Here is a 13,777-nt window from a genome sequence, read left to right on the forward strand (position 1 = left end):
AATATCTCTTTTACATATAAGCCACAAGAGTGATAGGAACGAACAAAGGGGAGATGAAAGGATGCTTCTTACACTTAAAACGGGGTTATGGACGGGATTGAAAACAGCGTGGACGCTTGGGAAAATTATTTTTCCGGTCACGCTGATTGTGACGATGCTTCAATATACCCCGATTTTGCCGTGGGTGATTCATATCGTGAGCCCTGTCATGAAAATGTTCGGTTTATCCGGAGATGCCGCGATTCCGATCGTGATTGGGAATTTTTTGGGATTGTATGCCGGGATCGGAGGAATTCTGTCGCTGGATTTAACCGTGAAAGAAGTGTTTATTATTGCCATTATGCTTTCTTTTGCCCACAATTTGATTGTAGAGTCCAGCGTGGCGGTTAAAGTGGGCGTGAAAATTTGGGTGATGATAACGGCCCGACTCGGCCTTGCGTTCATTTCAGGAGTGGTCGTCAATTTGTTGTGGCAAGGTGGAAGCGAAAAGGCGCACTATGGCATGATGCCTCATCAAGAAGAAGTTCATGGTGCAATGGCGATTTTGATGCAAGGCTTGGAAAAAGCGGGTTATGGCATTGTTCAATTGGTTGTCATTGTCATTCCCCTTATGATCGTGATTCAAATTTTAAAGGACTTAAAGTGGATAGATGTTTTCTCCAATTGGGTGTCGCCAATTACGAAAGCGCTTGGCATGAACGCGAATACTTCTATGACTTTGGCAGCTGGTCTCGTTTTTGGGCTGGCCTATGGGTCGGGAGTGATGATCCAGGCTGTCAAAGAAGATGGCGTAAGCAAAAAAGATGCGACGTTGGCGTTCCTTTTTCTTGTTGCTTGCCATGCAGTCATTGAGGATACATTGGTCTTTTTGCCGCTGGGCATTCCTGTGCAATATTTGCTTTTCATCCGTTTAATCACAGCGGTGCTGCTGACGCTTTTCGTTTCGTTTGTGTGGAAACGAGTTGAAACTGCCGGAAGAAAGGAAGCTGCTTAATGACGAAAAACATTACTACTCTATTATTTGATTTGGACGGAACACTCATTAACACGAATGAGCTCATTGTTTCCTCCTTTCTTCATACGCTCAATTATTATTATCCAAACCAATATGAACGTGAAGATGTATATCCTTTTCTTGGCCCGCCCCTTGCCGAAACGTTTGAAAAAATTAATCCTGAAAAGGCGCAGGAAATGATTCTTCGCTATCGGAAGTTTAACGTTGAAAACCATGATTTGCTGGTTACCGAATTTGAAGGTGTTTATGAGACCATTCGAACGTTAAAAGAACATGGGTTCAAATTAGCGATTGTTTCCACCAAAATGAGAGACCTCATTATAAGAGGATTAAAGCTGGCAAGGCTTGAGTCTTTTTTTGATACGATCGTTTCTTTGGATGACGTGAATCACGCCAAACCTCATCCGGAACCTCTGTTAAAAGCGCTGGAAACGCTCCGTTCCAAACCGGAGGAAGCCATTATGATCGGCGACAATTACCATGATATCGAGGGCGGAAAAAATGCCGGTACGCTTACTGCAGGGGTGTCCTGGTCCATTAAAGGAAAAGAACATCTGTTGTCTTATCATCCGGATTATATGCTGGATTCCATATACGATATTCTTGCCATTGTCGGAGTGGACCCATCATGAGGAGAACGAAGCGGTACGAAATAAAAGGCCCGAATTCTCTTTGGAATGTGTATCAAACGGTTTCGTTTTGGAAGGTATTCAAAAATACGGCCGTTATCGAAATCGGGCGCTTCGTTCCGTTTTTGCCGTTTAAAAATTGGCTGTACCGCACGTTCTTGGGCATGAAAATTGGGAAAAACGCTGCTCTTGCTTATAAAGTCATGCCCGATATTATGTTTCCCGAGTTCATCTCTGTGGGGGATTCCACGATTATCGGATATAATACCACCATTTTAGCTCACGAATATTTAATTGAGGAATACCGTCTCGGCGAGGTCCGGATTGGAAACCGCGTAATGATTGGCGCGAATTCGACGATCCTGCCGGGAGTGACGATTGGCGATGGGGCCGTCGTTTCCGCCGGTACTCTTGTCCACCGCGATGTCCCGGCCGGCGCTTTTGTCGGCGGAAACCCAATGAGGATTATTTACACAAAAGAAGAAATGCAGCTTAGACAGAAAAATGAATGATGATCAAGATGCAAGGCATGACCGGATTTCCCTCTGCCCTGCACTTTGCGGGGCGATATTTTCTTTGCTTGTTGAGAAAGAGGAGAACTCTCTCCCTTTTTATATATGTCTGAATTTTTGGTCAATAAAGTCAAATCATCGTGAAAGAAACCGATATAGCAACGATGGACTGAGCTACTACTGTTCCATCAAAAAGTTTCTTTTGCCATCCGTTAAAAAGGAAGGAGAGTGAAGCGAAATGGCTAATATTTTAGGATTGGCGGCTATTTTATTTTCAACAGTTGCCGCTGTTTTTTGGTTCCGTTCAAAGAAGACAGAAAAATAATCATCATCTTGATCAATAGATTCGAAAAGACCTATTCTCCCGCTGCTTCTAGAACAATTAGCCAGCATATTGAGTGTTCTGAAAGCCGCACCGCGGAATCTGCGTTATTTTCTTCTAACGAAGTGAAGCCATAAGAAAGATTGACACATAGTCGATCAAACTTATTCCGCTCTTTCTTATCCGCATCCTGTTTTCGTGATCGGTTTCCACTTCCGCATCTTTCCTGCTGTCATTGAACCATTCGCTTTGAGAAAATGGCATGATTTTTTGTTCTTATATGATTTCCGGAAGAATTTGCGAAAAGTCTTGACTCAAATACAAGAGGGGAGTAAACTACATATAACTTCACTTTGTTAGCATATTAGCGAACTAAAGGATTTCGGAAATTTTAATCACAGGTGATCTTGTTTATGTCCAAACTTTTTATGTTTGAAAAACCGATTGGAATGAGGGATACGCTTCCTCATATATACGAAACAAAGAAAAAAATAAAAGATCAAATTGGCCGAGAATTTAAACAGGCCGGCTATCAATTTATTGAAACTCCTGCTTTGGAATATTATGAAACGGTCGGTACGGCTTCGGCCATTTTGGATCAACAGCTTTTTAAATTGCTGGATCAACAAGGACACACGCTTGTTCTGAGGCCGGATATGACCACGCCGATCGCACGGATGGCGGCATCGAAACTTTTAAAAGAACAGATTCCGATTCGCCTTGCTTATTGTGCCAATGTTTACAGGGCACAGCAGCGCGAAGGGGGGAGGGCGGCCGAATTCGAACAGATCGGCATTGAAAACATTGGCGATCCGACCATCAGCGCAGATGGGGAAATCATTGCTCTGCTTGTTTCTTCTTTGAAAAAAACAGGTTTGAAGCATTTTCAAATTTCGATCGGCCATATCGGTTTTGTACGGAATTTGTTTCAGCAAATTCTCGGAACAGAAGAAAGAGCAAGCGTTTTGCAAAGCTATTTATATGAAAAAAATTATGTTGGCTATAAAGAACACGTAAAGCAACTCTCGCTTTCGTCTATTGACAAACAGCGTTTGCTAAACATTTTAAATATGAGAGGAACTGAAAATGTCCTTCAAGAGGCCATTTCCCTCACGGAAGACGGGAAAGGACAGGGAGCAATTGATGAGCTTAAACAGCTTTGGCTTGTATTGAAGGATCATGGAGTGGAATCGTTTGTCAAATTTGATCTTTCGCTTGTGAGCCATATGAGCTATTACACGGGAATTCTGTTTGAAATATATGCGGAAGGTGTAGGATATCCTATCGGAAATGGCGGGCGGTACAACAATCTATTAGAAAAATTCGGATTCCCGACAAGCGCTACTGGTTTTGGAATCCGGCTCGATTTCCTTTTGGAAGCTATTGGAGAGCTGTCCGAGGAAGAGCCGATGCAATGCGTTTTGTTCAGCAAAGAACGGCGCAAGGAAGCGATTGATTTTGCTAAATCCCTTCAAGAGAAAGGGGAAAGAACGGTGCTTCAAGACATTTCCGGCGTTCAAGATGTGGATCGTTTTACCGTCAAATTCAGTAAAGTTCATTTTTATATCGGGACGCCGAAAACGGAGGTGGAAGAATGAACGATACGCCATTAATCATTGCCATGCCGAAGGGGCGGATTTTTCATGAAGCAGCGGAGCTTTTGAGAAAGGCAGGCTATCAGCTTCCTCCGGAATTTGATGAATCGAGGAAGTTAATTGTCGATGTCTCGGAGGAGAATCTGCAGTTTATTTTGGCTAAGCCGATGGACGTCCCTACCTATGTGGAGCATGGTGTGGCTGACTTGGGGATTGCCGGCAAAGACGTCATGTTGGAAGAAGAACGAGATGTCTATGAGTTGTTGGATTTAAAAATCAGCCCTTGCTATCTTGCCGTTGCCGGTCTTCCCGATACGAAAATGAACGAGGTTGCTCCCAAAATTGCCACGAAATATCCGAACGTGGCATCCAGCTACTTCCGCGAACAAGGAGAGCAAGTGGAAATCATCAAACTAAATGGTTCGATCGAACTGGCACCGATTGTCGGGTTAGCCGATCGAATTGTTGATATCGTCTCGACAGGACGAACGTTAAAAGAAAACGGTTTGGTAGAGTATGAGCATATCGTGGATGTTACTTCACGGCTGATCGTGAATCCAGTCAGCTATCGTATAAAAGACGCGGCGATTGAACAAATAGTCGACCGCTTGAATCGGGTGATTTCAGAGAAAGTGGTGTGATCGATATGAGAATACAAAAGGTGACAGATGATATATCTATTCAGCGATCTGTAGACAACGGAACCGAAGAACAACGAAAGATCGTTTTAGAGATTTTGGAATCCGTCCGCCGAGAAGGGGATCGGGCTCTTCTTGCTTATACGGAAACATTCGACGGAATCAAACTCGATCGGATGCGAGTGTCCGAAGAAGAGATCCATGAAGCGATCCAAAGTTTTGATCCAAAATTGCTGAAAGTATTGGAGGAAGCGGCAAAGAACATCCGCCGTTTTCACGAAAAACAACGAAGAGAAACTTGGATTACTCAAGATGAGAACGGGACCATTCTTGGTCAGAAGTTTACACCGCTCGATTCCGTTGGTGTATACGTCCCGGGGGGAACAGCGGCCTATCCGTCGTCTGTTCTCATGAACGTGCTGCCAGCTAAAGTAGCCGGCGTAAAAAGAATTGTGATGGTGTCTCCTCCCGATCAAAACGGCAAGCTTCCTGCGGGCGTTCTGGCTGCTGCCCATATAGCCGGCGTGGAGGAAATATGGAAGGTAGGGGGAGCCCAAGCGATCGCAGCTCTTGCTTATGGAACTGAATCGATCCAACCTGTTGATAAAATTGTCGGACCGGGAAATATTTATGTCGCTCTCGCCAAAAGAGAAGTGTTTGGCAAGGTGGATATTGATATGATTGCTGGGCCGAGTGAAATTGCCGTGCTGGCAGATGACACAGCCTTGCCTCATGAAGTGGCCGCTGATCTTTTATCGCAAGCCGAACATGATCCGAGAGCAACCAGTGTTCTGGTAACGACATCCCGGACGCTTGCGGAAGAAACCGCACATGAAGTGGAAAAACAGCTGGAACAGCTCCCGAGAAAAGAAATTGCAAAACAATCGATTGATGAATATGGAGTCATTTATCTTGCTCCCACCATGGAAAAAGCGATTGAAGTGGTGAATCAAATTGCGCCAGAGCATTTGGAAATTGTCGCTAGGAATGCGCTCGAATTGGTTCCGATGATCCGCCATGCCGGAGCTATTTTTGTCGGAAGATTCAGTTCAGAGCCTGTTGGCGACTATTTTGCAGGTCCGAATCATGTCTTGCCGACTAATGGGACGGCTCGTTTTTCCAGTCCTTTAAATGTGGATGAGTTTATAAAGAAGTCGAGCATTATTTATTACAGTGAAACGTCCTTCCGGCAAAATGCAGAAAAAATTGCTGCTTTTGCTCGCCTTGAAGGATTGGAGGCTCATGCCCGCGCAATAGAATCCAGGCTGAAAAAACCGGTTAGACCTGAGTGAGGGGGAGACAAATGGAAATCAGACGATATGCAGAAATCAGCCGCAAGACGAACGAAACCGATATCCAATTAGCCTTTGACATTGACGGAGAGGGAAGGGCCGATCTTGATACAAATGTTCCGTTTTTGACTCACATGCTTGATTTATTCACAAAACACGGCCAATTCAATTTAACCGTCAAAGCAAAGGGCGATATTGAAATAGATGACCACCATACAACAGAAGACATCGGCATTTGTCTTGGCAGCGCCTTGAGAGAAGCGCTTGGCGACAAGAAAGGGATCAAACGCTACGGAAACGCTTTTGTTCCAATGGACGAAGCGCTTGCTCAAGTGGTGGTCGATTTAAGCAATCGCCCTCATTTTGAAATGCGCGGAGAACTTCCGAGCAGTCGGGTTGGAACATTTGATACGGAGCTGGTGCATGAATTTTTATGGAAATTCGCATTGGAAGCACGGATGAATTTGCATGTGATCCTCCATTATGGGGCGAATACCCATCATATGATCGAAGCCGTTTTTAAAGCGCTGGGAAGAGCGCTTGATGAAGCGACCATGTTGGATCCCCGTGTAAAAGGAATTCCTTCAACGAAAGGGGTTTTGTAGAGCATGATCGGAGTGATTGATTATGGAATGGGGAATCTTTTCAGTGTTTCAAAAGCGTTGGAGCGTTTAGAGGCCCCTTACATACTTTCTTCTAAAGAAAGTGAACTGGAAAAAACGGATGGACTTATTTTGCCCGGGGTGGGGGCGTTTAAAGATGCGATGAAACGTCTGCGAGAAACAGGGCTCGCTTCCTTTTTGCAAGATTATACGAAAACCGGCCGGCCGCTGCTTGGCATTTGCCTTGGCATGCAGCTGCTTTTTGAAGAAAGCGAGGAAAACGGTCTGGAAGAGGGGCTTGGCTTGTTAAAAGGAAGGGTGACACGCATTCCTTCCGACAATGGAAAAGAAACTTTTAAAATTCCGCATATGGGCTGGAACAGGCTCAGCTTTCATCAAGCGTCTCCGATTACAAACGGCGTGGAGGAAGGGTTCGTTTATTTTGTCCATTCTTACTATGCCAGCAGCATAGAGGAAGATGCGCTGATCGCTAGTGCGGATTATAATGTTCAAATTCCGGCCATTGTGGCAAAAGAAAATATTTATGGCATGCAGTTTCATCCGGAAAAGAGCGGCAAGACGGGCATGGGACTTTTAAAAAACTTTACGGAAATGATGGAAAGGTCGGGTGCTGAGCAATGAGTTTCACCATCTATCCAGCCATTGATATGAGAGGGGGCAAATGCGTTCGCCTTCTTCAAGGAGATTATGACAAAGAAACCGTTTATGGTGATTCTCCTTTCGAGATGGCGAAGAAATTTGTCGATCAAGGAGCGGCATGGATCCATATGGTCGATCTGGATGGCGCCAAAGATGGAATGCGAATCAATGACCGCTATGTTCTGGAAGCGGCTCAAAAGCTTCCGGCGAAAGTGCAAGTTGGCGGCGGCATCCGTTCGGAACGAGATGTGATCCATTATTTAGAAAACGGAGTGGATCGGGTGATCATTGGCAGTATGGCCGTTTCGAATCCGGATTTGGTTCTTGAACTGATTCGAACATATGGATCCAAAATTGCTGTTGGCCTCGACGCAAAAGATGGATATGTGGCCGTTCACGGCTGGCTGGAAACTTCCCAAATCAAAGCAGTCGAATTGGGAAAACGGCTGGCAGAAGGCGGGGTAGAAACGTTTATTTTTACGGATATTGCGACGGATGGCATGCTGTCCGGCCCCAATATAGAAGCAGCGGTGGAATTGGCGAAAGCAACAGGTAAACAAGTCATTGCTTCCGGCGGAGTCCGTTCCCTCTCTGATTTGCAAGCTTTAAAGGCTTATGAGAATGAAGGCGTGTCCGGTGCGATTGTCGGCAAAGCCATTTATACCGGACAATTTTCACTGCGGGAAGCGCTGGAAGAGGTGGAAAGATGATCACAAAACGGATTATTCCTTGTTTGGATGTAAAAGATGGAAGAGTGGTGAAGGGCATTCAATTTGTTCAGCTTCGCGATGCAGGCGATCCGGTTGAGCTGGCACGTGTTTATGATGAACAAGGTGCCGATGAACTGGTTTTTTTAGATATTTCCGCTTCCCATGAGGGCAGGAAGACGATGGTTGATGTTGTCAAAGCCGTCGCCTCCGAACTGGCTATTCCTTTTACCGTTGGCGGCGGGATCCATTCACTGGATGATATGAAAAAGATTTTGCGTGCGGGTGCCGATAAAGTTTCTTTAAACACGGCTGCTGTCAACCATCCTTCCCTTATTACCGAAGGAGCAGAATATTTTGGATCACAATGCATTGTCGTGGCCATCGATGCCAAATATGACGCAGAACTAGGTTCTTGGCGGGTGTATACGCATGGAGGAAGAAAAGCTACTGAAAAAGAAGTCGTCTCTTGGGCTAAAGAAGCAGTAGAAAGAGGAGCCGGCGAAATTTTGTTAACAAGCATGGATTCGGATGGTGAAAAGAAAGGGTACGACGTTGCCTTAACGAAAGCGGTTAGTGAAGCTGTCACGGTACCGGTCATTGCTTCGGGAGGTGCCGGGAAAAAAGAAGATTTCTTGGAAATACTGACGGAGGGAAAAGCAGACGCTGCCCTTGCCGCCTCGATTTTCCATTATAAAGAAACAAGCGTGCAGGAAGTAAAACACTTTTTGCAACTCCAAGGAGTGGATATCAGATGACAGAATTTTCAATAGATCAACTTGTTTTTGATGAAAAAGGATTAATTCCGGCAATCGTTCAAGATGTGAATACAAAAGAAGTGCTCACGTTGGCTTACATGAATAAACAATCTCTGCAAAAAACGTTGGAAACGGGAGAAACTTGGTTTTACAGCCGTTCCCGCCAAAAACTATGGCACAAAGGCGAAACGAGCGGAAATACCCAAAAAGTAGTGAAAATGAAATGGGATTGCGACCGGGATGCTGTGCTCGTTGTGGTAGAACCGAACGGTCCTGCATGCCATAACGGCACGGATAGTTGTTTTGTGGACGAGTTTTACGGCGAAGAAAATCAGATCGCTTCTTATGCTATTTTGTCTGAATTGGAACAAGTGATTGCAAAACGGGATGAAGAACGTCCGGAAGGAGCCTATACCACCTATTTATTTGAAAAGGGCGTCGATAAAATTTTAAAGAAAGTCGGGGAAGAAGCGTCTGAAGTCATCATTGCCGCTAAAAACCGCAGCCATGAAGAATTGCGCTGGGAAGCAGCTGATTTGATTTATCACCTTCTTGTGCTGCTTCGAGAACAGCGATTGCCGCTTCAAGACGTCTTGGCTGTTTTGGAAAAAAGACACGAAGAAAAATCAAGAAAAAATAATGAAAATAAGTGAACTGTAGTTGAGCAATTTTCATTACAATAATTACCATGTAAAAAGAGACAAACGGAGTACCCCTTATGCCACATGAAGCTGTTTTTTAACGACATCAATGGGAATATCTTGTTTCGCTGCATCGTAAATAAACTCCACGAGGCTATGTCCTTTCTTCTTTCGAAGGAAGTCAAGCCCGGTAGAGAAATCGCTGTTGGATTCGACCATACTGTACACATAAGCGAGTTGCACCAAGATCCAATACCGTTTCACCGCCCGACGCCCGCGAACGCGGTACCCATCGAGCTTCAGCTGGTCTTTCGCTTGTCGAAAAAAGCATTCGATCGACCAACGCTGGGCATAGTAGCGCAAGATCTCTTCATCGCTTAGCTCCCGGTCGGTGCTCAAGACGCAGTGAAGATGTTCAGGTGTCATCGGCTGATCGGCTTTCCAAGCCAACAACACAACGGCATCATCGAGACCTTTCAGCGCTCCCTCGTAGCGATACACGCGATAACGCTCTTCTCCCACCGTGACGAGATGGGTGTCGTTCGGTTCGATATAGCGGGCAAACTGTTTGGCTTGGATGGCGATGCCTTTTGGATAAAGAACCCGATTCGTCTTGAGCATCGCAATGACGTGGAATCCTTTTTTCAGGCAGGCTTCCACGAGTGTTTTCGATGGGTACCAAGAGTCCATGAGCACATAAACGGGTCGACTCACATCCAACGAAGAAAGCATCTCGATCGCGAGTTCCCCTTTGCTTTTCCCCGCCGTCTTGTCGTAGAGGCGAAAGGCAAAAGGAAACGCTTGGGTCATCGTATGAACCATGAGCCAAACGAGAGAATGTCCCCAGATCGACTTTTTCTCTGCGTGAGAATAGTGCCAATCACACCCTTGAATGGCGTGTGTTGCCCGTGACGAGGGCTTCGTTTTTTGGCAAATCGTATCATCGATCGAAACAAAAATGGGTTGATTCTCTCGTTTCGAGCTGCGTTCGACACGATGAAGCACCCACTGCTGGAGTTTGCGAAGCAACGTCTCTTCTTCCCATGGGCTTTTCGTGAAAAAATGGCTGAGTGTCGTGCGATGGTTCGGATGAAAACTCCCGTGATGTAGATCGGTCAGTGTTCCCGAAAAGCCCTTTGTAATCATCGCATCCACGATATGAACGAGATGCTTCATGACAGGTTTTGAGAAATAAAGTGCCAACCCCAACATCGTCAAAAACTTGTGGATTCCTAGGTGATGTGCTAATCTATTCATGAGACATGAACCCCCTTGTGAGTAGTTGTGGCACATCTATTCTAACCAAGGAATCGGGTTCATGTCTTCTTTTTTGTTTGGTTGTAAATTTATGTTAGCGAATTTGCTCATCTACAGTAAGTGAACATAAGCTGGCCGAGGGGCCGGCTTATTTTGCGCTGTTTCTTTCCGAAAAGATCAAAAAGACTTTTGCCAGCTAAAAGTGCAAGTAAGCATTTAAAAACAGGCTTTTAATATTACGGATCGCCATATTTCGTCAGAGTTTGATATATGATATACTACTGTAGTTAATTAAGTACGTTTTGGAGGACATTTATGAGAAAAGGCTCAAATATAGAAGATGAGAAAGGGAAAATCCTTTCCTTCATCCCTACCGGTGAATATTACTTTAAAAAAGGATTAAAGGCATATAGACAAAGAAATTTAAATAAAGCAAAAAAATATTTTTCACGAGCATTTGAGTTGGAGCCTCTAGAACCTGTGATAGCCTGCCAATTGGCAATTGTGGAAACGGAACTGGGCAATTACGAAGAGTCTAATCGGTTGCTCATCATGATAGCGAATGATTTGGATCCGTTTATGAATGAAGTTCATTATTTTCTGGCAAATAACTATGCCCATATGGGGATGTTTCAAGAAGCGTTCAAACATGTGAATGAATATTTGCAAAAAGATCCTGACGGGGAATTCAGCGAGGATGCCGAAGATTTGCTGGAAGTGATTCAAATGGATGCGGAAGAAGCAGAAGACGTACTCATTGTTCAAGATGAGCTGATATCGCTGCAGGAAGAAGCGCGCAATTTATTGGAAGCCGGACAATTTGAAGCGGCGATTGAAGTGTTAAACAAAATCATTGACAACTATCCGGAATTTTGGGCAGCGTATAATAATCTTTCTTTGGCCTATTATTATTTAGGAAAAACGGATAAAGCGTTTGAAGTGATTGACAACGTATTGGAGAAAAGCCCTGGCAACCTTCACGCGCTTTGCAACACCGCTGTGTTTATGTACTATGGGAGAAATGAAGAAGAACTGCAGAAGATCATAGCTACTCTTCAAAAAGTGCGGCCAATCCTGATGGAGCATCAATACAAATTAGGTACGACTTTTGCGTTAGTGGGACGGTACGAAGAGTCGTATTTTTGGCTGAAAAACCTTTATAAAAAAGGGTTTGATGGGGATGTGAATTTTTATTACTGGCTTTCGTATGCCGCTCATCACACCGGCCATCACAAAACGGCCCGTGCGGCTTGGGAACAAGTGCTGCAGATGGCGCCGGAAAAAGACGGTTTGGAGCCTTGGAATGAAGAAGATTTTCATTTTCATCAAGGGATAGAAAACGTACCATCTTCCATCATCAAAAGATTAAACAGCGAATATATAGAAGAACGGCTTTTTGGCATGTTTTTGCTTTCATTACGGGAGGATAAAAAAGCCATCACGGCGGATCCAAGCTTTTGTGATATTGAAAATTTAACCTTTCAAGAAAAAATTTATTTAGCTAAAGTGCTGGACATGGAATTGAAACCGATGGATGCAAGCCCCGCCATTGAAATAGGACATGGAACAGCGCAAATATTGTATGAACGTTTCCGGCCGATAGGAATCGAACAAATCGGTGTTTATTTGCTATGGTTTTCTTTTTTTGCCTCCATTCTTACAAAACGCCCAAGACTGCAAAAAAAAGAGGCGTATGCTGCAGCGATTGAATATATTTGGAAAAAACTGCGGCATCAAAAAGCGTCTCAAAAAGAAGTGGCTGAAATTTATCATATCTCTCCCGCCACTTTGCGTCGATACATTCAAGCCATCAAAAAAGAAATCTCCGGTATAAGCATATAGTTGGACGCAATTTCTTTTGTCTTATAGGATAGAGATAGCAGGAGATAATAAAGCAAAGATGTATGCTTCAATAGTAAATTTGAATTACTTGCTTATCAGTCTCTGTAAACGCGAGAGCACGATTTGACTCTCAGTCTCGAATAAACGTCTTTCGGAACAAAAAATATGTACAAATGAGAAAAGGGAGTGTCTTACGTGGCGGAAGAGAAAATTTACGATGTCATTATTATTGGCGCCGGCCCGGCAGGAATGACAGCTGCTGTGTATGCCTCGAGAGCCAATATGTCTACGTTGATGATTGAAAGAGGCGTTCCGGGCGGTCAGATGACGAATACGGAAGAAATAGAAAATTATCCTGGATATGACAGCATTTTAGGACCTGAATTATCCAACAAAATGTTCGAACACGCCAAAAAATTTGGTGCAGAATACGCTTATGGCGATATTAAACAAATTATTGACGGCGAAGAATATAAAACGGTAGACGCCGGTACGAAACAATATAAGGCTCGGTCCATCATTATTGCGACAGGAGCACAGTTTAAGAAATTAGGGGTTCCCGGTGAATCGGAATTTGGCGGACGCGGCGTTTCCTACTGTGCGGTTTGCGATGGCGCCTTTTTCAAAGGAAGAGAACTGGTTGTGGTCGGCGGTGGAGACTCCGCTGTGGAAGAAGGCGTTTATTTAACTCGCTTTGCCAGCAAAGTAACCATTGTCCATCGTCGCGACAAGCTGCGCGCTCAAAAAATTCTCCAACAACGCGCTTTTGAAAACGAAAAAATTGACTTTATTTGGAATCACACCGTTAAAGAAATTCATGGAAAAGACGGCAAAGTGAACGCTGTAACATTGGTCAATACCATAACGGGTGAAGAAAAAGAATTCAAAACGGACGGAGTCTTTGTTTATATCGGAATGGTTCCGTTGACAAAGCCGTTTGAAAACTTGAATATTACCAATGAAGCCGGATATATTGTAACGAATGAACTAATGGAAACAAGCGTTCCTGGGGTGTTTGCCGCAGGAGATGTCCGTGAAAAGAATCTACGCCAAATTGTCACGGCAACCGGAGATGGAAGCATCGCTGCTCAAAGCGCCCAACGCTATGTGGAAGAATTAAAAGAAAAATTGGGCGTGAAATAATAAGGGAATATTTGTTAATCTTCATAAAAGCTTAATTATGTTGTAATCAATCTGCAACAATGATGCTGTATAGTAAAGGCAGATGAAATTCCCCTCTTTTTTAAAAGAATCCCTTTTTGAAACACAGGTGTTGCTGCCTGTGTTTTTTTCTTAGAAAAAATATC

The 13,777-nt window shown here is 44.2% G+C and carries 15 protein-coding genes; 13 read left to right on the plus strand and 2 right to left on the minus strand.

Annotation, left to right across the window (positions count from 1 at the left end):
• Positions 1-61 precede the first annotated feature (61 nt).
• The 3 genes from N1I87_RS02220 to N1I87_RS02230 are packed head-to-tail and all read left to right on the plus strand — an operon-like array spanning position 62 to position 2,156.
• Positions 62-994 (plus strand): nucleoside recognition domain-containing protein, encoded by a 933-nt coding sequence (locus N1I87_RS02220; RefSeq protein WP_003353551.1) that lies wholly within the window; start codon positions 62-64, stop codon positions 992-994.
• The gene (gene ppaX / locus N1I87_RS02225; RefSeq protein WP_341097450.1) at positions 994-1,647 is read left to right on the plus strand and encodes a pyrophosphatase PpaX; all 654 of its coding nucleotides are present in this window, start codon (positions 994-996) and stop codon (positions 1,645-1,647) included. Before N1I87_RS02220 ends, ppaX begins: the two co-directional genes overlap by 1 nt.
• Positions 1,644-2,156 (plus strand): acyltransferase, encoded by a 513-nt coding sequence (locus N1I87_RS02230; protein ID WP_003353549.1) that lies wholly within the window; start codon positions 1,644-1,646, stop codon positions 2,154-2,156. The genes ppaX and N1I87_RS02230 overlap by 4 nt, the downstream gene beginning before the upstream one ends.
• Positions 2,157-2,333: 177 nt before the next feature.
• Here N1I87_RS02230 and N1I87_RS02235 read toward each other — a convergent pair whose 3' ends face one another.
• On the minus strand, positions 2,334-2,549 hold the full coding sequence (locus N1I87_RS02235) for a hypothetical protein (protein WP_341100470.1): 216 nt from the start codon (positions 2,547-2,549) through the stop codon (positions 2,334-2,336).
• 342 nt (positions 2,550-2,891) lie between these two features.
• On the opposite strand from N1I87_RS02235, the gene N1I87_RS02240 reads away from it, so the two are divergent.
• From N1I87_RS02240 to hisIE, 8 genes are read left to right on the plus strand one after another with little or no spacing between them, the layout of a single operon-like run.
• A complete protein-coding gene (locus N1I87_RS02240; protein ID WP_341100471.1) occupies positions 2,892-4,076 on the plus strand; it encodes an ATP phosphoribosyltransferase regulatory subunit in 1,185 nt (394 codons plus the stop codon).
• A complete protein-coding gene (gene hisG, locus N1I87_RS02245) occupies positions 4,073-4,714 on the plus strand; it encodes an ATP phosphoribosyltransferase (protein ID WP_003353547.1) in 642 nt (213 codons plus the stop codon). Before N1I87_RS02240 ends, hisG begins: the two co-directional genes overlap by 4 nt.
• Positions 4,715-4,719: 5 nt before the next feature.
• On the plus strand, positions 4,720-6,003 hold the full coding sequence (gene hisD, locus N1I87_RS02250) for a histidinol dehydrogenase (protein WP_341100473.1): 1,284 nt from the start codon (positions 4,720-4,722) through the stop codon (positions 6,001-6,003).
• Positions 6,004-6,014: 11 nt separating this feature from the next.
• Complete coding sequence (hisB, locus tag N1I87_RS02255) at positions 6,015-6,608, plus strand: imidazoleglycerol-phosphate dehydratase HisB (RefSeq protein ID WP_156179207.1); 594 nt, start codon at positions 6,015-6,017, stop codon at positions 6,606-6,608.
• Between the two features lie 3 nt (positions 6,609-6,611).
• Positions 6,612-7,247, plus strand: a complete 636-nt coding sequence (gene hisH / locus N1I87_RS02260; RefSeq protein ID WP_040341081.1) for an imidazole glycerol phosphate synthase subunit HisH — start codon at positions 6,612-6,614, stop codon at positions 7,245-7,247.
• On the plus strand, positions 7,244-7,975 hold the full coding sequence (gene hisA, locus N1I87_RS02265; RefSeq protein WP_327797445.1) for a 1-(5-phosphoribosyl)-5-[(5-phosphoribosylamino)methylideneamino]imidazole-4-carboxamide isomerase: 732 nt from the start codon (positions 7,244-7,246) through the stop codon (positions 7,973-7,975). The genes hisH and hisA overlap by 4 nt, the downstream gene beginning before the upstream one ends.
• Positions 7,972-8,730 carry an imidazole glycerol phosphate synthase subunit HisF gene (hisF, locus tag N1I87_RS02270; protein ID WP_048622602.1) on the plus strand — a complete coding sequence of 253 codons (759 nt, stop codon included), beginning with the start codon at positions 7,972-7,974 and terminating at the stop codon, positions 8,728-8,730. Before hisA ends, hisF begins: the two co-directional genes overlap by 4 nt.
• Entirely contained in the window at positions 8,727-9,383 is a 657-nt protein-coding gene (gene hisIE, locus N1I87_RS02275) for a bifunctional phosphoribosyl-AMP cyclohydrolase/phosphoribosyl-ATP diphosphatase HisIE (protein ID WP_003353541.1), read from the plus strand. The genes hisF and hisIE overlap by 4 nt, the downstream gene beginning before the upstream one ends.
• 63 nt (positions 9,384-9,446) lie before the next feature.
• Here the strand turns inward: hisIE and N1I87_RS02280 are convergent, their stop codons facing one another.
• Positions 9,447-10,628: an IS701 family transposase gene (locus tag N1I87_RS02280; RefSeq protein WP_341100314.1), complete on the minus strand. Its 1,182-nt coding sequence runs from the start codon at positions 10,626-10,628 to the stop codon at positions 9,447-9,449.
• Positions 10,629-10,943: 315 nt separating this feature from the next.
• Here N1I87_RS02280 and N1I87_RS02285 point away from each other — a divergent pair, with 315 nt between their 5' ends.
• Together N1I87_RS02285 and trxB are read left to right on the plus strand one after the other, a co-directional pair.
• Complete coding sequence (locus N1I87_RS02285; RefSeq protein ID WP_003353539.1) at positions 10,944-12,470, plus strand: tetratricopeptide repeat protein; 1,527 nt, start codon at positions 10,944-10,946, stop codon at positions 12,468-12,470.
• 195 nt (positions 12,471-12,665) lie between these two features.
• Positions 12,666-13,613, plus strand: a complete 948-nt coding sequence (trxB, locus tag N1I87_RS02290; protein ID WP_341100477.1) for a thioredoxin-disulfide reductase — start codon at positions 12,666-12,668, stop codon at positions 13,611-13,613.
• Positions 13,614-13,777 lie beyond the last annotated feature (164 nt).

Origin of the sequence: Bacillus sp. FSL W8-0102, from assembly GCF_038007225.1 — a bacterium.
Classification (GTDB): Bacteria; Bacillota; Bacilli; order Bacillales; family DSM-4216; genus Bacillus_O; species Bacillus_O smithii.

Coding starts and splice junctions, on each gene's coding strand:
- N1I87_RS02220 (WP_003353551.1), top strand. CDS start 62: ATGCTTCTTACACTTAAAACGGGGTTATGGACGGGATTGAAAACAGCG.
- ppaX (WP_341097450.1), top strand. CDS start 994: ATGACGAAAAACATTACTACTCTATTATTTGATTTGGACGGAACACTC.
- N1I87_RS02230 (WP_003353549.1), top strand. CDS start 1,644: ATGAGGAGAACGAAGCGGTACGAAATAAAAGGCCCGAATTCTCTTTGG.
- N1I87_RS02235 (WP_341100470.1), bottom strand. CDS start 2,549: ATGCTGGCTAATTGTTCTAGAAGCAGCGGGAGAATAGGTCTTTTCGAA.
- N1I87_RS02240 (WP_341100471.1), top strand. CDS start 2,892: ATGTCCAAACTTTTTATGTTTGAAAAACCGATTGGAATGAGGGATACG.
- hisG (WP_003353547.1), top strand. CDS start 4,073: ATGAACGATACGCCATTAATCATTGCCATGCCGAAGGGGCGGATTTTT.
- hisD (WP_341100473.1), top strand. CDS start 4,720: ATGAGAATACAAAAGGTGACAGATGATATATCTATTCAGCGATCTGTA.
- hisB (WP_156179207.1), top strand. CDS start 6,015: ATGGAAATCAGACGATATGCAGAAATCAGCCGCAAGACGAACGAAACC.
- hisH (WP_040341081.1), top strand. CDS start 6,612: ATGATCGGAGTGATTGATTATGGAATGGGGAATCTTTTCAGTGTTTCA.
- hisA (WP_327797445.1), top strand. CDS start 7,244: ATGAGTTTCACCATCTATCCAGCCATTGATATGAGAGGGGGCAAATGC.
- hisF (WP_048622602.1), top strand. CDS start 7,972: ATGATCACAAAACGGATTATTCCTTGTTTGGATGTAAAAGATGGAAGA.
- hisIE (WP_003353541.1), top strand. CDS start 8,727: ATGACAGAATTTTCAATAGATCAACTTGTTTTTGATGAAAAAGGATTA.
- N1I87_RS02280 (WP_341100314.1), bottom strand. CDS start 10,628: ATGAATAGATTAGCACATCACCTAGGAATCCACAAGTTTTTGACGATG.
- N1I87_RS02285 (WP_003353539.1), top strand. CDS start 10,944: ATGAGAAAAGGCTCAAATATAGAAGATGAGAAAGGGAAAATCCTTTCC.